The sequence below is a fragment of the Bradyrhizobium zhengyangense genome, assembly GCF_022012555.1.
GTDB lineage: Bacteria > Pseudomonadota > Alphaproteobacteria > Rhizobiales > Xanthobacteraceae > Bradyrhizobium > Bradyrhizobium zhengyangense.
Genome location: NZ_JAKLTZ010000015.1, coordinates 38,456 through 57,719, shown reverse-complemented (window position 1 = coordinate 57,719; position 19,264 = coordinate 38,456). Strand labels below are relative to the sequence as shown.

Below are 19,264 nucleotides of genomic sequence, written 5' to 3'. Positions count from 1 at the left end.
AAGCCGGACCGGACAATGCGGGCCGGCTTTAGTTCTAGTCCCGGTCTGCCGAGGAGAACGTCGAATGCCGTGGAAGAATCAGGGCGGTGGCCCGTGGGGCTCGGGTCCGAAAGGACCATGGGGCACAGGCCCGCAACCGGTCGGGCCGAGGCCGCCGGATCTGGAAGACCTTCTGCGGCGTGGCCAGGACCGGCTGCAGCAGATCATGCCGGGCGGTTATTTCTCCGGTATCGGCATCACGCTGATACTGCTCATCGTCGTCGCGCTTTGGCTGCTGTCGGGCTTCTTCCGGGTGCAGTCCGAAGAGCAGGGCGTCGTGCTCCGTTTCGGCAAGCATGTGCGCACCGTCGACCCGGGCCTGAATTATCATCTGCCCTATCCGATCGAGACAGTGCTGCTGCCGAAGGCGCTGCGCGTCTCCACCATTTCCATCGGTATGACGCTGATCGACGATCCGGCCCGGCGCGGCCGCTCGATCCGAGATGTGCCCGAAGAGAGCCTGATGTTGACCGGCGACGAGAACATCGTCGACGTCGACTTCACCGTGCTGTGGCGCATCAAGCCCAACGGCGTCGGCAATTTCCTGTTCAACATCCAGAACCCCGAGGGCACCGTGAAGGCGGTAGCCGAAAGTGCGATGCGCGAGGTGATCGGCCGTTCCGACATCCAGCCGATTTTGACTGGCGCGCGGACGCAGACCGAGGCCACCGTGCAGGATTTGATGCAGAAGACGCTCGACGGTTATGGGGCCGGCATCCAGATCACCCAGGTGCAGATGCAGAAGGTTGATCCGCCGGCGCAGGTGATCGATGCGTTCCGCGATGTGCAGGCGGCCCGCGCAAATCTCGAGCAGCTGTCAAACGAAGCGCAGACCTATGCCAACAAGGTCGTGCCGGAAGCGCGCGGCAACGCGGCCAAGATCCTGCAGGCCGCCGAGGGCTACAAGGAGCAGGCGGTCGCCGAGGCGAAGGGCCAGAGCGCGCGCTTTCTGAAAGTGTACGACGAATACAAGAAGGCCCCTGAAGTGACCCGTGAACGGATCTATCTTGAGACGATGGAGCGCGTGCTCGGCGGCTCGGACAAGCTGATTTATGACGGTGGTCCATCGGGCCAGGGCGTTGTGCCCTATCTGCCTCTCAGCGAATTGTCGGCCAAGAAGCCCACGACGCCGGGCCAGCAGCCGAGCGGAGGCACGAGATGAGGTCTCCGGTTACTGGCATTGTCGTGCTGCTTGCGGCGCTCCTGGTCGCGATCGTCGCCTACATGTCGCTGTTCACGGTGCAGCAGACCGAGCAGACCATCGTGCTGCAATTCGGCAAGCCGGTGGACGTCGTCACCGACCCCGGGCTGCACTTCAAGGCGCCCTGGAACTCCGTGATCAACATCGACAAGCGGATCCTCGACCTCGAGAATCCCTCACAGGAGGTCATTGCCTCCGACCAGAAGCGGCTCGTGGTCGATGCCTTCGCGCGCTACCGCATCAAGGATGCGCTGCGCTTCTATCAGAGCGTCGGCTCGATCCAGGCGGCGAACCTCCAGCTCACCTCGCTGTTGAACGCGGCGCTGCGCCGCGTGCTCGGCGAAGTCACGTTCATCACCGTGGTGCGTGATGAACGCGAAAAGCTGATGGGGCGCATCCGCGAGCAACTCGACCGCGAGGCTGGTGGTTACGGCATCGAGGTTGTCGACGTCCGCATTCGCCGTGCCGATCTGCCGGAACAGAATAGCCAGGCTGTCTACGACCGGATGAAGTCCGAACGCCAGCGCGAGGCGGCTGAGTTCCGAGCGCAGGGCGCCCAGAAGGCGCAGGAAATTCGCTCCAAGGCCGACCGCGATGTGACGGTGATCATTGCCGACGCGAACTCCCAGGCCGAGCAGACGCGCGGCGTTGGTGACGCCGAGCGCAACCGTCTCTTTGCCGAAGCCTATGGCAAGGATGCTGACTTCTTTGCGTTCTACCGGTCGATGACGGCCTACGAAAGTGGGTTGAAGCCGAACGATACCCGTTTCCTGCTACGGCCGGACTCGGATTTCTTCCGGTATTTTGGTAACCCGTCCGGCAAGACGTCGACCGAGACGCCGGCGAAACCGTAAGTTAGACAAGGGCGGCAGGTTTGGCCGCCCTTCGTCCAGACAAAAACAGCACCACGGGAGGTTCCAATCCGATGAGGTCCATTGCGTTCGCCGACTTCCTCATCGGCTTGGGCATCCTGTTTGTGCTGGAAGGCTTGATGTTCGCGGCAAGTCCGAACTGGATGCGCAAGGCCATGAAGAGCGCCATCGCCACGCCCGATAACATCTTGCGGGCGGTCGGGATCGGCTCGGCCGTGGCCGGCCTGATCCTGATCTGGGCGATGCGCCGTCCGATCTAGCCGCAGCGCCAACGCCAAAGTGAAGGCGAGCGGCGGGTTTTCGCCGTATTATTCGGAGCTTGAGGCCCGTTAAGCTCCGTGCTTGCGCCGTGCCCCCGTTCGAGCGCAGTCTTGACGCCGAATCCTTGTCTCTGGAGACCACAATGACCGCTGCCACCATTGTCCCGACCCGCTTGCGCCGACACGCTCGATTTGGGCTGGCCGCGCTCGCGCTCGGTGCTTTCAGCGTGTTCGGCTCGCCGGCTGAGGCACGCGGACCGGAGGGCATCGCCGACGTCGCCGAGAAGGTGATCGACGCGGTCGTCAACATCTCAACCTCGCAGACGGTCGAGGCCAAAGGCGGCGGCAGCAACACCATGCCGCAACTGCCGCCCGGCTCGCCGTTCGAGGAATTCTTCGACGACTTCTTCAAGAACCGCAAAGGTCCCGGCGGCGGCAGCAAGGGCGGCGACAATAGCCCACCGCGCAAGACCAACTCGCTCGGGTCCGGCTTCATCATCGATACGTCCGGCATCGTGGTCACCAACAACCACGTCATCGCCGATGCCGACGAGATCAACGTCATTCTCAACGACGGCACCAAGATCAAGGCCGAGCTGGTTGGCGTCGACAAGAAGACCGACCTCGCTGTCCTGAAGTTCAAGCCGCCGAAGCCGCTGATCTCGGTGAAGTTCGGCGACTCCGACAAGCTGCGTCTGGGTGACTGGGTGGTCGCTATCGGCAACCCCTTCAGCCTCGGCGGTACGGTGACGGCGGGCATCGTCTCGGCCAAGAACCGCGACATCTCCTCGGGACCCTATGACAGCTACATCCAAACCGACGCTGCCATCAATCGCGGCAACTCCGGTGGTCCGCTGTTCAACCTCGAAGGCGACGTCATCGGCGTCAACACGCTGATCATCTCGCCCTCCGGGGGCTCGATCGGCATCGGCTTCGCCGTGCCGTCGAAGACTGTTGCGGGCGTGGTCGATCAGCTCCGCCAGTTCGGCGAACTACGCCGCGGCTGGCTGGGCGTGCGCATCCAGAGCGTCACTGACGAGATCGCCGAGAGCCTCAACATCAAGCCGGCGCGCGGTGCATTGGTTGCCGGCGTCGATGACAAGGGCCCCGCCAAGCCCGCCGGCATCGAGCCCGGCGACGTCGTCGTCAAGTTCGACGGCAAGGACGTCAAGGATCCGAAGGATCTCTCCCGCGTCGTCGCCGACACCGCGGTCGGCAAGGAAGTCGACGTCGTCGTCATCCGCAAGGGCGAGGAGCAGACCAGGAAGGTTACGCTCGGCCGCCTGCAGGATCCCGACAAGGTGCAGGCCGCAGTAAAGACCGACGAGCCGCCGCCGGAGAAGCTGGTGACGCAGAAGGCGCTCGGCCTCGACCTCGCCGTGCTGAACAAGGATCTGCGCGCGCGCTACAAGATCAAGGACAGCGTCAAGGGTGTGGTCGTCACCAATGTCGACGCCACTTCGGATGCCGCCGAGAAGCGGCTCTCCGCGGGAGATGTCATCGTCGAAGTCGCACAGGAAGCGGTCTCGAGCGGCGAGGACATCCAGAAGCGGATCGACCAGCTCAAGAAGGACGGCAAGAAGTCCGTGCTGCTGCTGGTGTCCAATGGCGACGGCGAATTGCGCTTCGTGGCACTGAGCGTGCAGTAGGAGCGCGGTTCGCTCTACTCTCAACTGTCGTGCCCCCGCGAAGGCGGGGCATCCAGTACGCCGCGGCTTCTCGGTTTTTAGCACTGCGGCCTCTCGAATACTGGATCACCTGCCTTCGCGGTGATGACAGCGGAGAGGAGGCTATCCCTCCACAAATTCCTCCCGCCGATATCCTTGCGCATAAAGCAGCGCGGTGAGATCGCCATGGTCGATCCGTGCCGCGGCGGCAGCCGCCACCGCCGGCTTGGCGTGGTATGCCACGCCCAGGCCCGCCGCCTGGATCATCGCAAGATCATTGGCGCCGTCGCCGACGACGACCGAGTCGATGTCGTCGAGATCGAACGACTCCATCAGATCCACCAGCGTCGCAAGCTTCGCCGCACGACCTAAAATCGGCTCCTTCACCTCACCGGTGAACTTGCCGTCGCGCACGACGAGCTCGTTGGCGCGGTTCTCCTGGAAGCCGATCCTGGCGGCGACCGCGCTTGTGAACAGCGTGAAGCCGCCGGAGACGAGGCAGGTATAGGCGCCGTGAGCGCGCATGGTCGCGACCAACTCGCGGCCGCCCGGGGTCAGCGTGATGCGCTTGGCGAGCACCTCGTCGACGACGCTGGCGGGGAGGTCCTTCAGCAGCGCGACGCGCTCCCGCAGTGCTGGCTCGAACTCGATCTCGCCGCGCATCGCACGTTCGGTGATGGCAGCGACGTGAGCCTTCATCCCGACCAGATCGGCGAGCTCGTCGATGCATTCCTGGCCAATCATGGTGGAATCCATGTCGGCGAGAAAAAGCTTCTTGCGCCTGACACCGACAGGCTGCACCACGATGTCGATGGGCAGATCGCCGCGCAGCTCGCGGAGCCGCTCTTCGATGGCGTGACGGTCGCCTTCGAGGTTACTGTCGGCGCCAAAGGGGATGTCGACCGCAACCCCGTCGAACAGCCAGTGTGCGGGCGCTGCGCTGGGCAGCACGGCGCGGGCGCCATCGACGATGGTAGAGTCGAGCGCGGGATTATTGGGGTTGCAGATCAGCGTGGCGACGAGGGACATTTGAGGTTTTCGTGAGCGAGAGGCAAGTCGGCAGAAGGCCTATTGGCAAGGCCGTGCTTATCGCAGGCCCGACCGCCAGCGGCAAGTCGGCGCTGGCGCTCGAGCTTGCCTTCAGTGCAGGAGGGGTCGTGATTAATGCCGATTCCATGCAGGTCTATCGTGACCTCCGCATCATCACGGCACGTCCCACGCTCGACGAAGAAGCACGGGTGCCGCACCGCCTCTACGGCCACGTCGATGCGGCCGTGAATTTTTCGGCCGGCGCCTGGGTGAGCGACGCCGCGAAGGTGCTTGACGAGGTGCGGGCCGAGGGCCGCCTGCCGATCTTCATCGGCGGCACGGGCCTGTATTTCAAGGCGCTGACGGCGGGCCTTTCGGTGGTGCCGCCGATCCCCGCGGAGGTGCGCGAGGACGTGCGCACGCGCCTGGAACAGAACGGCGTCGAGGCGCTGCATGCGGAACTGGCGCGCCGCGATCCGCGTGCGGCGGAACGACTAAATCAACGTGACCGCACCCGCATCGCGCGCGCACTCGAAGTGGTCGAGGCGACCGGGCGTTCGCTGCTCGACTGGCACCATGAGGGCCAGCCGCCGCTGCTGCCCAAGGACAGCTTTCAGGCGGTGTTTCTCGCGCCCGAACGTGACGAGCTCTATGCCCGCATCGACGCCCGCTTCGACGCCATGCTGCGCGCCGGTGCCCTCGAAGAGGTCGAGCGGCTCGCCGCCCGCAGCCTCGATCCGCTGTTGCCGGCCATGAAGGCCCATGGCGTGCCGGCGCTGATCCGGCATCTGCGCGGTGAGCTCAGCCTGGAGGAGGCCGCCACGATCGGCCGGGCCGATACCCGCCACTACGCCAAGCGGCAATTCACCTGGTTCAGGCACCAATTGCCTGAATTCGAGTGGGTGAAGCCGACGGAGGCGAGGGGCTGGCTGACGGCCGCCACCCATGGGGCCCGGGAACCCGATTGACGTGCTTTTGTGCGCGGGTTCCCGAATTTACTTCTCGCCGAACCCCGGGAACGCGGTTACACTGCCTAAATCGCGCGGAAGTGGCCGCTTTGCCTTGACATCGAGGCTTTGGTCGTTATGTTTCGCGCAACCTTTGGGAAGCCGAGCGCCTGCCATGCGTAACATTATTACCAAGCTCCTTATCGCCGTTGTACCCAGGCACACCGCCGGGGATGGCTAGCTGCCATCCACATGACAGGCGGTGTGCAGGGTCCCTCTTCGGGGCCTTTTTTATTTCCCGAACCCGACACGAACGAAGCCGCTGACAACAGCGCATCCGGAGCAAGCCAATGAGCGACAAGAGCCACGATCCGAACCAGATGACCGGCGCAGCGATGATCGTCCGCGCGCTCATCGATCATGGCGTGACCGACATTTTCGGCTATCCGGGCGGCGCGGTGCTTCCGATCTATGACGAGATCTTCCAGCAGAGCGAGGTCCAGCACATCCTGGTCCGCCACGAGCAGGGCGCCGGCCATGCCGCCGAGGGCTACGCGCGCTCAACCGGCAAGCCTGGCGTTGCGCTGGTGACGTCGGGACCCGGCGCCACCAACATGGTGACGCCGCTGACCGATGCGCTGATGGATTCGATCCCGCTGGTCTGCATCTCCGGACAGGTGCCGACGCACCTGATCGGCAACGACGCGTTCCAGGAGTGCGACACCGTCGGCATCACGCGCCCCTGCACCAAGCACAATTGGCTGGTGCGCGACGTCAACGATCTCGCCAAGGTGCTGCACGAAGCCTTCTACGTCGCGACCACGGGTCGTCCGGGCCCGGTGTTGGTCGACGTTCCCAAGGACGTGCAGTTCGCGACCGGCACCTATCATCCGCCGCGCAAATCCGACGTGCACCGCTCCTACGCGCCGCGCGTGAAGGGCGATGCGACGCAGATCCACAAGGCAGTGTCGCTGCTCGCGGGTGCCAAGCGCCCAGTGATCTACAGCGGCGGCGGCGTGATCAATTCCGGCCCCGAGGCGACGAAGCTGCTGCGCGAACTGGTCGAGGTCACGGGTTTTCCGATCACCTCGACGCTGATGGGCCTCGGCGCCTATCCGGCGTCGGGCAAGAACTGGCTCGGCATGCTGGGCATGCACGGCACCTACGAGGCCAACATGACGATGCATGATTGCGACGTCATGTTGTGCGTCGGCGCGCGTTTCGACGACCGCATCACTGGCCGTGTCGATGCGTTCTCGCCGAACTCGAAGAAGATCCACATCGACATCGACCCGTCCTCGATCAACAAGAACATCCGCGTCGACGTGCCGATCATCGGCGACTGCGGCAACGTCCTCGGCGACATCCTCCAGGTGTTCAAGGCCGAGGCGAAGAAGCCCGACATCAAGAGCTGGTGGCAGCAGATCGCGCAATGGCGCGCGCGCAACTCGCTCTATTACAAGAAGAGCAACGACATCATCCTGCCGCAGCACGCGATCCAGAGCCTGTTCGAGGCCACGCGCGGCAAGGACACCTACATCACGACCGAGGTCGGTCAGCACCAGATGTGGGCGGCGCAGTTCTTCGGCTTCGAGGAGCCGCATCGCTGGATGACGTCGGGCGGTCTCGGCACGATGGGCTACGGCCTGCCGGCCGCGGTTGGCGTGCAGGTCGCGCACCCGGATAGCCTCGTCATCGACATCGCGGGCGATGCCTCGGTGCAGATGACGATGCAGGAGATGTCGACGGCGGTTCAGTACGAGTTGCCAATCAAGATCTTCATCCTGAACAACCAGTACATGGGCATGGTGCGGCAGTGGCAGCAGTTGCTCCACGGCAACCGGCTGTCGCACTCCTATTCGGAGGCGCTGCCTGATTTCGTCAAGCTCGCCGAAGCCTATGGTGCCGTCGGTCTCCAGGTGCACAAGCCTGCTGATCTCGATGGCGCCATCAAGGAGATGATCTCGGTCAAGCGCCCGGTGCTGTTCGACTGCCGTGTCGCCGCGCTGGAAAACTGCTTCCCGATGATCCCCTCCGGCAAGGCGCACAACGAGATGCTGCTGCCCGAGCAGGCCAACGACGAAGCCACGGCCAAGGCGTTTGCCGGCGGCAAGGCGCTGGTGTGACGTCATGTTCGACCTGACGGAGCTCGAGCGCGCACATGCGGTCGTGGGGCAGGCGGTGCCGGCGACGCCGGCGTATGCCTGGCCGCTGCTCGCTGGGCGCCTCGGCACAGAGGTCGTCGTGAAGCACGAGAACCATACGCCGATCGGCGCCTTCAAGGTGCGGGGTGGGCTGGTCTATCTCGATCGTCTGAAGCGCGAGCGACCGAACACGCCGGGCATCATCTCGGCGACGCGCGGCAATCATGGCCAGAGCCTGGCCTTTGCCGCGGGCCGTCATGGCGTGCCGGCCGTGATCTATGTACCGCGCGGCAATTCGGTCGAGAAGAACCGGGCGATGAAGGCCTTTGGCGCTGAACTCGTCGAGCATGGCGAGGACTTTCAGGCTGCGCGTGAGGAAGCCGAACGCCGCGCGCAGTTCGCCGGACTTCACATGGTGCCGTCGTTCCATCGTGATCTGGTGCTGGGTGTCGCGACCTACGCGCTCGAACTGTTCCGCTCCGCGCCGGATCTGGACATTCTCTACGTGCCGATCGGGCAGGGCTCCGGCATCTGCGGCTGCATCATGGCGCGCGACCTTCTTGGCCTGAAGACGGAGATCGTCGGCGTGCAGTCGACGGAAGCGCCGTCCTATGCGCTCTCGTTTGCCGCTGGCAAGATCGTGACCACCGAGACTGCCAACACGCGCGCCGACGGCATGGCGACCCGTATTCCGGATGCGGATGCGTTCGCGCTGATCCGCAAGGGCGCCTCGCGGATCGTCCAGGTGACCGACGAAGAGGTCGCTGCCGCGATCCGAGCCTACTGGACTGACACGCACAATCTCGCCGAAGGCGCGGGCGCGGCCGCGCTAGCCGCGGCGATGCAGGACAAGAACAAGCTGAAGGGCAAGCGCGTCGGTCTCGTGCTGTCCGGCGGCAATATCGATTTCGATCTGTTCCGCCGTTGGGTCGGGACGGACGCGCCAAGCAAAGCGTTGGGCAAGGCGTGAGGACGAGACAAGAGGGGACGACAATGAACCAGCCCGCATCCGCCTACTTCATCGAAGAGCGCCACGATCCCAACGAGACGCACACGCTCGCGGTGCTCGTCCAGAACGAGCCGGGCGTGCTCGCGCGCGTCATCGGCCTGTTCTCGGGCCGCGGCTATAACATCGAGAGCCTCACGGTCTCGGAGACCGAGGCCCAGAAGCACCTCTCGCGCATCACCATCGTCACCACGGGCACGCCCATGGTGATCGCGCAGATCAAGCATCAGCTCGACCGCATGATCCCGGTCTACCAGGTCGTCGACATGACCCAGACCCGCCGCTCGATCGAGCGCGAGCTGGCGATGGTGAAGGTGCGCGGGCAAGGCGAGCATCGCGTCGAGTCGCTCAGGCTGGCAGATGCGTTCCGTGCCCGCGTGATCGACGCCACCACCGAGAGCTTTGTGTTCGAGATCACGGGCAATACCGACAAGATCAACCAGTTTATCGACCTGATGCGCCCGCTCGGCCTTGTCGAGGTGTCGCGCACCGGTGTTGCCGCGATCGGTCGCGGGCCTGAGGGGATGTGAACCATGCTGGCGCGCGACTGGTACTATAACGAGCGGAACCGGATGGGCATCGAGCCCGCGGTGGCGTCGATCTACGACGCCCACGACGATGCCGATCTGCGGGCGCGCGCCGCACTGAAGATGCTGGGAGTCCAGCGCGGCTGGCGTATCGCCGACATCGGCTGCGGCAACGGCGTTCTCGCCACCGAAGCGGCGCTGATGGGCGCCGAGGTCGACGCCATCGACATCTCGCCGGCGATGTTGGCGCTTGCCGAGATCTATGCGCGCGACCGCAAGGCGCCCGTGCGCACGCAGTCCGCCGGCTTGCTCAGCTTCGCCTACCGACCGGAATCCTACGATCTGATCGTGAGCGAATTCACGCTGCATCATCTGCCCGATTTCTGGAAGGTCGTGGCGATGTCGCGGATCTTTCGCGCGCTCAGGCCCGGTGCGAGCTTTTATCTGCGCGATATCGTCTATGTCTCGATGCCGGATGCGGTCGAGCGCGATGTCGAGCAGTGGGCCGACTACCAGATCAAGAACCACGATTTCTCCAGGGAGAGCGTGGTGACGCATATGCGCGACGAATATTCCACCTTCGGCTGGGTGATGGAGCGGATGCTGACCGATGTCGGCTTCATGCTGGTCTCGGCCGACTATCACGCGCCGATGCACGGTACTTATCTCTTACGTAAACCGAAAGCCGGCGAGCAAGGCTAGACGAGAAGAACAAGCAGGGCTGCACGACAGGGCAGAACCGGAAACAACAATGAAGCCGGCCGACATTCTCATCGCCCTCATGGTGGCGATCATCTGGGGGCTTGCCTTCGTGGCGAGCCGGATTGCGCTCGACGAGTTTTCACCAGAGCTGATGACGGCGATGCGCTTTTCCATTGCCGCGCTGCCGTGTCTGTTCATTCCGAAGCCGAAGGTCGCCTGGTCGTTGCTGATCGCGATCAGTTTTACGCTGTTTCTGGGGCAGTTCCTGAGCCAGGCTTACGGCATCGCCCATGGCGTGCCGGTGGGGCTGACCTCCGTCGTTGTGCAGAGCCAGGCGCTGTTCACGATCGGTTTTGCTGCGGTCGCCTTCGGTGAACGGCCGACCGCGATGCAGGCGCTCGGCATAGCCATTGCCGCAGCCGGTCTGCTGATGATCTGCGGCACTGTCGGCTATGATTTTAGCATCGGCGCTTTTGCGGTGCTGATGATCTCGCCGATCTGCTTTGCGATCGGTAACCTCCTGCTGCGCGGCGCCCGCGGGGCACCGATGTTCGACCTGTTCGCGTGGCTGTGCCTCACGGCCGCCGTGCCGCTGCTCGCGCTCGCGCTCGTCGTCAACGGGCCGGTCCCGACCTTCCACTCGCTGATCCACATGTCGCTGACGGGCCTGATCTGCCTACTGGTGATCGGCGCCGTTTCCACCAGCATCGCCTATTGGCTGTGGGGCCGGTTGCTGCGGGACTATCCCGCCGCGCAAGTGGTCCCGTTTGCGCTGCTGGTGCCGTTTGTTGGCTCGGCGGCGTCGAGCATTGTGTTCGGCGAGCGGTTTGGGCCGCTGCGCCTCGCCGGGATGCTGACCGTGATCGCTGGCATTGCGGTGATGGTGCTGGTCAGGCGGCTGCAGCCGCTTTCGAAGACCGCGTGAGGTGATGATGGCCAACTCGCTGTTCTATGCCTTTCTCGCCTTCATGGTGGTGATGTATTTCACGCCGGGGCCGAACAACATCATGCTGTTATCCTCAGGCCTGACGTATGGCTTCCGCCGCACCATTCCGCATATCGTCGGCATCGTCCTCGGCTTTGCCTTCATGGTCGCTGCGGTGGGTCTCGGCCTCGGCACTGTGTTCCTGGCCTATCCGATCCTCCAGACCATCCTGAAATATGCCGGCGCCGCTTACCTGATTTACCTCGCGGCCGCGATCGCGTTCTCCGGCCCGGCCAAGCCGGGCGAGGCAGACGTCCGCGGCCCAATGACCTTCTGGGGCGCGGCGATGTTCCAATGGATCAATGCCAAGGGCTGGGTGATCGTGATCGGCACCATCACCGCCTATGCGGCCATTGCCCGGTTTCCGGTCAATATCGCGATCCAGACCCTGATCAGTCTCCTGGTCGGCACCGTCTCCACCGTGGTCTGGGCGTTCTTCGGCACTGCATTACGGCCGGTGCTGACCTCGGAGCGGCTGGTCCGGGCCTTCAATATCCTGATGGCGCTCCTGCTGCTCGCCTCCCTCTACCCCGTTTTCATGGATGCATGATGTCGCGGACTTCCATGCAGAAACGGGTTTCCCTCAGGGGCTGAAATGCTCTAGACAGCCCCCGAAATCCGCAAATTCCACCCTTCGGACACCGACCATCGGCCGATTTCCGGCCCTCAACGAGGAAACGACTATGCGTGTTTATTACGATCGCGACGCCGACCTGAACCTGATCAAGGGGAAGAAGGTCGCCATCGTCGGCTATGGCAGCCAGGGCCACGCCCATGCGCTCAATCTGAAGGACTCCGGCGTCAAGGACGTCGCCATTGCGCTTCGCAAGGACTCGAGCTCGGTCAAGAAGGCGGAAGCCGCCGGCTTCAAGGTGATGGAAGTCGCCGAAGCCGCCAAATGGGCCGACCTCGTCATGATGCTGACCCCGGACGAGCTCCAGGGCGACATCTATCGCGAGCACCTGCAAGACAACATGAAGAAGGGCGCGGCCCTGGTGTTCGCGCACGGCCTCAACGTCCACTTCAACCTGCTCGACCCGCGCGCCGACCTCGACGTGCTGATGATCGCGCCGAAGGGCCCCGGCCACACGGTGCGCTCGGAATATCAGCGCGGCGGCGGCGTGCCCTGCCTGATTGCGATCGCCAAGGACGTCTCGGGCAATGCCCATGACCTCGGCCTGTCCTACGCCTCCGCTGTCGGCGGCGGCCGCGCCGGCATCATCGAGACCACCTTCAAGGAAGAGTGCGAGACCGACCTGTTCGGCGAGCAGGTCGTGCTCTGCGGCGGCCTGGTCGAGCTGATCAAGGGCGGCTACGAGACCCTGGTCGAAGCCGGCTACGCCCCGGAGATGGCCTATTTCGAGTGCCTGCACGAAGTAAAGCTGATCGTCGACCTGATCTATGAAGGCGGCATCGCCAACATGAACTACTCGATCTCCAACACCGCCGAGTATGGCGAGTACGTCACCGGTCCGCGCATCGTGACCGCTGAGACCAAGGCCGAGATGAAGCGCGTTCTCGCCGACATCCAGGGCGGCAAGTTCGCCCGCGACTGGATGCTCGAGAACAAGGTCAACCAGACCTCGTTCAAGGCGACCCGCGCCAAGCTTGCCGCGCACCCGATCGAGGAAGTCGGCGCCAAGCTGCGCGACATGATGCCCTGGATCAAGAAGGGCGCGCTGGTCGACAAGTCGAAGAACTAAGGCCTGCGTGCCCCGGATGCAGCGCAGCGCTCAAGCGGTGCGCTGCTGATCCGAGGCCCATTGCCGCTTCTGGCTCCGGCTCTGCGCTTGTCCGGGACAAGAGCGAAAGCACAAGCTTCACTCGTCAAACCAAATCTTAAACCTTCGCGGTTATATCTGAGCGAGATCGCAAACAGCGGTCTCGCTCATTTCATCTCGCGCGAAGCATTGCTGCTTCATTCAAATTCTTCGCGAGTTGAAGTGCTTCCAGAGAGTCAAGAACTGACGCTTAAACCATATTCTTGTGTTCGCGTCGTTTCTCCAAGATTTTTTCAGAACTCGTAATCGCCAAAAGCGTTGTGTCCTCAGAGTCTAGGACTCGGCTCTTCATCTGTGCTCTCAAGTCATCATCAGCAGCAATTTGCGACGCTCGCACGCTGCTTCATCTTAAGAGCGTACACCCGATACGCCTTCTTGCAAGCCGTGCTCTCAGCTCGCCGTGATGGCTTGCCCGCGCGGGTGGCGAGCCATCGCGATCATCCGTAGCGCCATCACCGCGAGCAGCGGAATGAGGAACGCCGCGTAGGCCGGCATGGCCGGTACGCGCTTGCCGAACGACACCACGAACTGGAACCAGAGATAGTAGCCGCCGACGAGGTGCAGCGTGCGCCAGGCGCGCGGTCCGATCAGTGCGGCCGTACGATCGAACGAGGTCGCGCTCATGGCAATGATCATGGCATATCCGACGCCGCCGAAGATGTAGGAGGCCGGCGAGGTCGCTTCCGCGAAGCCTGCCGGATCCATCCTGGCGAAGACGATGATCGCTACCGCATGGATGGCGTGGGAGACCGCAAAGCTCAAGCCGAGATATCGGCGGTTGCGGCGTTGCCAGCGCGTCCAGGCGTTGGGCCAGAGCCGGGCCAGCGCCGCAGCACTGAAAGCCAGGCAGAACAGCAGCAGCGAGCTGCGCGCCGTGAAGCGGATCACCATGCGGACGCCCTCGACCTCGAACTGTCGCATTGAGGCGATCCAGAGGCTCAAGGCGAGCAGGCTTGGCGTGAGCACGGCGAGCAGCCGCCAGCCCTCGAACCAGTTGTGACGTTGCGACATCGTGGTGGTCCTCCATTATGTAATCATCGATTACATTTCGGGGTGACGCGATCGTCAACGGTGTAATCGCTGCTTACATTCACGTTCGGGTGATGCTAGGAAGCTGTATGCCCGCCCGTCAGACCTCCAAGCCCCGGATTTCCAAGCCCCGCGCCCGTCGCCAGACACCCGAAACCCGGCCCTATCACCACGGTGACCTCCGCCGCGTGTTGATCGATGCTGCGTTGCAACTGGCTGCCGAGGGTGCCGAAGTCTCCGTACGCGAGGCCGCGCGCCGTGCCGCCGTGTCGCCCGGAGCGCCATTCCGGCACTTTCCCAACCGCGACGCCTTGATGGCCGCGGTGGCTGAGGAGGCGCAGCGGCGCTTTCGCGTCGAGATCGAGGCCGCGCTGGCGGAAGCGAGCTCCATTGACCCGCTGGCGCGCTTCCGCGCCTTCGGCATCGCCTATGTGCGCTGGGCGATGCACAACCCTGCGCATTTCGAGATCATCTCCACGGGACGCTATTTCGCGTATGGCAGCTCGGCCGAATTGATCCGCGACAATGCCGAGCTCGTCGCACTGTCCGAGCGGATGTTGGCGGAGGCAGCCTCGCAGGGTCTGCTACGTTCCCCGGATCTGAAACGCATCCTGATCGCCGGCCGCGCTCTGATCTACGGCTTTGCCCGGATGAACCTCGACGGCCATTTCCCGCGCTGGGGTGTGGAGGAGGGCGAGATCGAGCGGATGGCAGAGGGGGTGATCGATCTGTTCATCGCAGGGATCGCCAAGGGCTAGGTCGTGCAGGTGCGGCCCTTCGCCACCCGCTAACATTAAGCGAAGGTCGGATCGTCGCGCGCGTTGCCTGTCCGTGACCGTTCCGTTACAGTTTTGTGACACGGTGCAGCCGGCTGCGCCGGGTGCCCTGGCGGTCTCGAGGCCGGCCAACAGGCTTGGCATCACCGCGCCGGACCCAAGTTCAGCGTGTCGTCGATGGCGTCCGCGTCCAATCCTGGTCCTTCTGCCGCCACCGCCGTCATGGCGAGCGTCGCCGCGCTCGGCATCTGGCGGCTGCTTGCGGTGGCCGCGCCGCATGTCGCTGCGCTTGCGCTGATGTATGAGACCGAGACCGATTTCGGCTCGCGTCTGTCCTTCCTGCTCGCTTGGGGCATTCTCAATTTTTTCTGGATCGCGCTGCTCCGCCGGCCGGCGCTGTCAGGCGCATTGTCGCTCACGATGGTCGTGGTGTTGGTGCTGTTGTCCCGGCTCAAGCACGACGTCGTGCAGATGACCGTCAACTTCATCGACCTGATGATGATCGATCGCGACACGGTCGCGTTCCTTTTCACAATCTTCCCGAATTTGCGCTGGTCGGTGATCGGGGCTGGCCTAGTCACGCTGCCCCTGATGTACGCGTTGTGGTGGCTCGATCCGTTCCGCATCCGCCGCCTTCCGGCGCTCGCCTGCAAGCTCGCCTGTCTCGCCGCCCTGGTCTTCTATTCCGCCTATCATCCTGACGAAGCCTGGCGCGGCTATTACGACGACGGCTATCTCTCGAAATTCTTCCGCTCCGGCGTCACTGCGGTCTCGGATTTCGTGCAGTACGGTTTCATGGAGTCGGCCGCCGCAACCAATGAGCGGCTCAATATGCCGCTGGTCGACGCCTGCCATCCGGCCGGCCGCCGGCCGAACATCATCATGATCCATGATGAATCGAGCTTCGACATCCGCGCCGCGCAGGGCATCAAGGTGCCGCCGGGCTATGGCAGCCATTTCAAGTCCTGGGACGGCAAGGAGCGCACCTTCCTGGCTGAAAGCAATGGCGGGCCGAGCTGGTTCACCGAATACAACGTGCTTGCGGGTCTGTCTTCGCGCTCATTCGGCCGCTTCGCCTATTTCGTGACGCGCATTGCGTCGGGGCGCGTCGAACGTGGCCTACCGCTCGGCTTGCGCCGTTGCGGCTACGAGACCATGTCGCTCTATCCGGCCTATGGCGGCTTCATGGGCGCGCGCAGTTTCCAGCAGACGACCGGCGTCGAGCGCTTCCTCGATTCTCACGATCTCGGGGCGAAAGACGTCGAGCCCGACAGCTTCTTCTACGACAAGGCGCTGCGGCTGATGGGCGAGCGCACGCCGAACAAGCCGCTGTTCACCTTCATCTATCTCGGCGCCAATCACTTCCCCTGGGAGACACGCTTCCGCCCCGACCTGCTGCCGAACTGGCGTGCGCCGGGCAACGTGGCGTCCATCGATGAATATCTGCGCCGGCAGGCGATGAGCGCCGAGCAATACAAAGCCTTCCTCGCAGGCTTGAAGAAGAATTTTCCGGGCGAGCCGTTCCTGATCGTGCGCTATGGCGATCACCAGCCTGAATTTGCGCCCAACCTGCTCGAGCCGGGGCTCGACGAAGGCGCGATCGGCAAGAAGCTCGACGCCTACGATCCGCGTCTCTATGCGACCTATTACGCAATCGACGCGGTCAATTTTGAGCCGGTCAAGAGCGAGGCCGTGATGGACACGATCGACGGCCCCTATCTGCCGCTGGTCATCCAGGAAGCCGCCGGTATTCCGCTCGACCCGTCCTTCGCGGAGCAGAAACAGATCATGCTCCGCTGCAATGGGATCTTTTACGGCTGCAAGGACGGCGTTGAGGCGCGGCGGCTGAACCGGCTGCTGATCAACGCCGGGATGATCCATGGGCTTTGAGGCCGGACGTCCCGCTTGAGCCGGGCTCGGCCGACTGCTAACATTCCGGCATTCAATATCTTGCGGATTTTGCGATGGTCATGCGTCTGCTGTCGCCGCAATTTCTTGTGCTATGGGCCTTCATCGGCTCGACGTTCGCGGTCCATTTCCGCGGACGCGTGCGGCTGGGATTTTGGCGTCAGCTGTCAGATCACTCGACCCTGATGGCGCCGTACAATGTCCTGATGTACATGTTTTCTGCGGTGCCGAACCGACCGATCCTCGATGTCGGAATGGTTCCGGAACTCCTCATCTTGCGCCAGAATTGGCAGATAATCCGTGAGGAGGCGCAGCAACTTTTTGCGCAGGGCGCCATCAAGGCAGCCGACAGGTACAATGATTGGGGCTTTAATTCCTTCTTCCGTACAGGCTGGAAGCGTTTTTACCTGAAGTGGTACGAAGAGCCGCTGCCGTCGGCCCTCGCCAATTGTCCGAAGACGGTGGCGCTGCTCGACGCCATTCCGATCATCAAGGGCGCGATGTTTGCGAACCTTCCGCCTGGCGGTCGGCTGGTGCAGCATCGCGATCCCTATGCCGGGTCGCTACGCTATCACCTCGGCCTCCAAGTGCCGACGTCGCCGGGCGAGTGCCGCATCTTCATCGACGGCGAGCCTTATGTCTGGCACGACGGCGAAGATTTGCTCTTTGACGAGACCTATCTGCACTATGCCGAGAACACGACCGGCGATGATCGCCTGATCCTGTTCTGCGACGTCGAGCGGCCACTCAAGACGCGCGCCATGATCTCCGTCAACCGCTGGGTCTCCAGGCACATCATCAGTGAAAGCGCGACGCAGAATGTGGAGGGCGAGCGCGTCGGCTGGATCAACCGCGTCTTCGCCTATGCCTATCAGGTGCGGCTGCTCGGCAAGCGGATGAAGGCCTGGAACAGGCGTGTGTACTATGTCGTGAAGTATCTGCTGATCGGTGGCGTCATCGCGGCCTTTCTGGCGACGGCGTTCGCGTGAAAGCATCGTATTACGATGTTGTAATCTTTCGAGCGCGCACGCAGTTCAAACTAAAGTCTGAGCCGAACATGGCCGAAATCACCGACTTGTAATTGGCGGGCCGCTTCGTTTCCAAAACTTCGTCACGATTGTTTCCATCATCCGTCACGCCGCAACTCAGTCGTTCCGGGGTCGCGGTGCCCGATCCGATTCAACTTTCCTTGCAGGAGTATCGTCCATGCGAGCGCTTGATGCTGCGCGTCTTGCATTTGCCCTCATGTTGCTCGGTTCGTCCGCTTATGCGGCCGAGCCGGTGCACGACATCAAGGGCCTCTACCTCATGACCGACTATCCGGCGGTCACGGTGCGGCCGGGGACCACGACCAATGTGTCGCTGCGGCTGCAGGACTACGGCCTCGCGCCGGAGCGCTATCAGCTTTCGGTCACCGGCGCACCGAGCGGCTGGACCGCGACATTGTTGGGCGGCGGCCAGCCGGTCGGTGCGGCGATGCCGGCGCCCGATGGCAGTGTCGCGCTCCAGCTTCGGCTCGACATCCCGGCCACCAGCGATCTCACCGCACATACGCTCACGGTCACGGCCGAGGGGCAGGGCACCAACGCCGAACTTCCCATCGCCGTGTCGCTCGCCAAGGAGCTGCCCGCCAAGCTGACCTTGAAGTCCAGCCTGCCGTCGCTGCGGGGCAGTCCGAAATCGAATTTCGACTATACGCTCTCGATCAAGAACGACTCGGGCCGCAACGTCGTCGCTAGCTTCGCTGCCGATGCGCCCGCCAATTTCGAAACCTCATTCACCGAAGCCTATGGCACGCAGGAGCTGTCCTCGATCCCGATCGATGCCGGTCAATCCAAGGACATCAAGCTGAAGGTGCGGCCACCCAGCTCGACCGCTGCCGGCCATTTTCCAGTGAAGGTGACGGTTAAGGCGGGCGACGCCTCAGCCACGACCGAGCTTGCGCTCGACGTGGTCGGCGAGCCGCAGCTCCAGATCTCCGGCCGCGATGGCCTGTTGAGCGCGCGCGCCGTCGCGGGCAAGCAGAGCTCGATTCCGATCGTCGTGAGCAACAGTGGGACGGCGCCGGCCGAGAATATCACGCTGGCCGCCACGGCGCCGAACGGATGGAAGGTGACATTCGAGCCCGCGACGATCGATCGTCTCGTGCCAGGCAAGGACAGCGAAGTCCAGGCGCTGCTCACACCGAGCGACAAGTCGCTGGCCGGCGATTATCAGGCCAATATCCGCGCCACCTCGAAGGGTGAAGCCGCTTCGAGCCAATTCCGCATCACAGTCGGCACCTCGACCGTATGGGGTATGGCCGGCGCCGGCGTCATCGGCGTCGCGTTGCTGTTGATGCTTGGGGCCGTTGCGAGGTTCGGGCGGCGATGAACGAGCAGCAGACGCAAA

Annotated in this window: 18 protein-coding genes; 16 read left to right on the top strand and 2 right to left on the bottom strand. The window is 63.4% G+C overall.

Annotation, left to right across the window (positions count from 1 at the left end):
• The first annotated feature begins 64 nt into the window (after positions 1–64).
• From hflK to L6639_RS34700, 4 genes are all read left to right on the top strand, one after another.
• On the top strand, positions 65–1,201 hold the full coding sequence (gene hflK / locus L6639_RS34715; protein WP_237866111.1) for an FtsH protease activity modulator HflK: 1,137 nt from the start codon (positions 65–67) through the stop codon (positions 1,199–1,201).
• Entirely contained in the window at positions 1,198–2,094 is an 897-nt protein-coding gene (hflC, locus tag L6639_RS34710; protein ID WP_237866110.1) for a protease modulator HflC, read from the top strand. Before hflK ends, hflC begins: the two co-directional genes overlap by 4 nt.
• A gap of 71 nt (positions 2,095–2,165) precedes the next feature.
• On the top strand, positions 2,166–2,372 hold the full coding sequence (locus tag L6639_RS34705) for a DUF2065 domain-containing protein (RefSeq protein ID WP_128950366.1): 207 nt from the start codon (positions 2,166–2,168) through the stop codon (positions 2,370–2,372).
• A 143-nt stretch (positions 2,373–2,515) separates the two neighbouring features.
• On the top strand, positions 2,516–4,021 hold the full coding sequence (locus L6639_RS34700) for a Do family serine endopeptidase (protein WP_237866109.1): 1,506 nt from the start codon (positions 2,516–2,518) through the stop codon (positions 4,019–4,021).
• 141 nt (positions 4,022–4,162) lie between these two features.
• Here L6639_RS34700 and serB read toward each other — a convergent pair whose 3' ends face one another.
• Complete coding sequence (gene serB, locus L6639_RS34695) at positions 4,163–5,068, bottom strand: phosphoserine phosphatase SerB (protein WP_237866108.1); 906 nt, start codon at positions 5,066–5,068, stop codon at positions 4,163–4,165.
• Positions 5,069–5,079: 11 nt separating this feature from the next.
• Here serB and miaA point away from each other — a divergent pair, with 11 nt between their 5' ends.
• The 8 genes from miaA (at position 5,080) to ilvC (ending at position 13,082) form a co-directional block, all read left to right on the top strand.
• Positions 5,080–6,036, top strand: a complete 957-nt coding sequence (gene miaA / locus L6639_RS34690) for a tRNA (adenosine(37)-N6)-dimethylallyltransferase MiaA (protein ID WP_237866107.1) — start codon at positions 5,080–5,082, stop codon at positions 6,034–6,036.
• Positions 6,037–6,365: 329 nt separating this feature from the next.
• Positions 6,366–8,141 carry an acetolactate synthase 3 large subunit gene (locus L6639_RS34685; protein ID WP_237866106.1) on the top strand — a complete coding sequence of 592 codons (1,776 nt, stop codon included), beginning with the start codon at positions 6,366–6,368 and terminating at the stop codon, positions 8,139–8,141.
• 4 nt (positions 8,142–8,145) lie between these two features.
• The gene (locus tag L6639_RS34680) at positions 8,146–9,129 is read left to right on the top strand and encodes a threonine dehydratase (RefSeq protein ID WP_237866105.1); all 984 of its coding nucleotides are present in this window, start codon (positions 8,146–8,148) and stop codon (positions 9,127–9,129) included.
• Between the two features lie 23 nt (positions 9,130–9,152).
• Entirely contained in the window at positions 9,153–9,695 is a 543-nt protein-coding gene (gene ilvN, locus L6639_RS34675) for an acetolactate synthase small subunit (protein ID WP_092228367.1), read from the top strand.
• Between the two features lie 3 nt (positions 9,696–9,698).
• On the top strand, positions 9,699–10,394 hold the full coding sequence (locus L6639_RS34670) for a class I SAM-dependent methyltransferase (RefSeq protein ID WP_237866104.1): 696 nt from the start codon (positions 9,699–9,701) through the stop codon (positions 10,392–10,394).
• A gap of 49 nt (positions 10,395–10,443) precedes the next feature.
• A complete protein-coding gene (locus L6639_RS34665; RefSeq protein WP_237866103.1) occupies positions 10,444–11,319 on the top strand; it encodes an EamA family transporter in 876 nt (291 codons plus the stop codon).
• Positions 11,320–11,326: 7 nt separating this feature from the next.
• Positions 11,327–11,929 carry a LysE family translocator gene (locus L6639_RS34660; RefSeq protein ID WP_237866102.1) on the top strand — a complete coding sequence of 201 codons (603 nt, stop codon included), beginning with the start codon at positions 11,327–11,329 and terminating at the stop codon, positions 11,927–11,929.
• A gap of 133 nt (positions 11,930–12,062) precedes the next feature.
• Entirely contained in the window at positions 12,063–13,082 is a 1,020-nt protein-coding gene (gene ilvC / locus L6639_RS34655) for a ketol-acid reductoisomerase (RefSeq protein ID WP_237866101.1), read from the top strand.
• 468 nt (positions 13,083–13,550) lie between these two features.
• Here ilvC and L6639_RS34650 read toward each other — a convergent pair whose 3' ends face one another.
• Positions 13,551–14,171, bottom strand: coding sequence for a hypothetical protein (locus tag L6639_RS34650; RefSeq protein WP_237866100.1), 621 nt, complete (start codon positions 14,169–14,171; stop codon positions 13,551–13,553).
• A gap of 107 nt (positions 14,172–14,278) precedes the next feature.
• On the opposite strand from L6639_RS34650, the gene L6639_RS34645 reads away from it, so the two are divergent.
• The 4 genes from L6639_RS34645 (at position 14,279) to L6639_RS34630 (ending at position 19,246) form a co-directional block, all read left to right on the top strand.
• The gene (locus L6639_RS34645; RefSeq protein ID WP_237866099.1) at positions 14,279–14,947 is read left to right on the top strand and encodes a TetR/AcrR family transcriptional regulator; all 669 of its coding nucleotides are present in this window, start codon (positions 14,279–14,281) and stop codon (positions 14,945–14,947) included.
• 195 nt (positions 14,948–15,142) lie between these two features.
• A complete protein-coding gene (locus tag L6639_RS34640) occupies positions 15,143–16,855 on the top strand; it encodes a sulfatase-like hydrolase/transferase (RefSeq protein ID WP_237866098.1) in 1,713 nt (570 codons plus the stop codon).
• Between the two features lie 74 nt (positions 16,856–16,929).
• Positions 16,930–17,862 carry an aspartyl/asparaginyl beta-hydroxylase domain-containing protein gene (locus L6639_RS34635; protein WP_237866097.1) on the top strand — a complete coding sequence of 311 codons (933 nt, stop codon included), beginning with the start codon at positions 16,930–16,932 and terminating at the stop codon, positions 17,860–17,862.
• A 217-nt stretch (positions 17,863–18,079) separates the two neighbouring features.
• Positions 18,080–19,246 (top strand): COG1470 family protein, encoded by a 1,167-nt coding sequence (locus L6639_RS34630; RefSeq protein WP_237866096.1) that lies wholly within the window; start codon positions 18,080–18,082, stop codon positions 19,244–19,246.
• Positions 19,247–19,264: the final 18 nt, after the last annotated feature.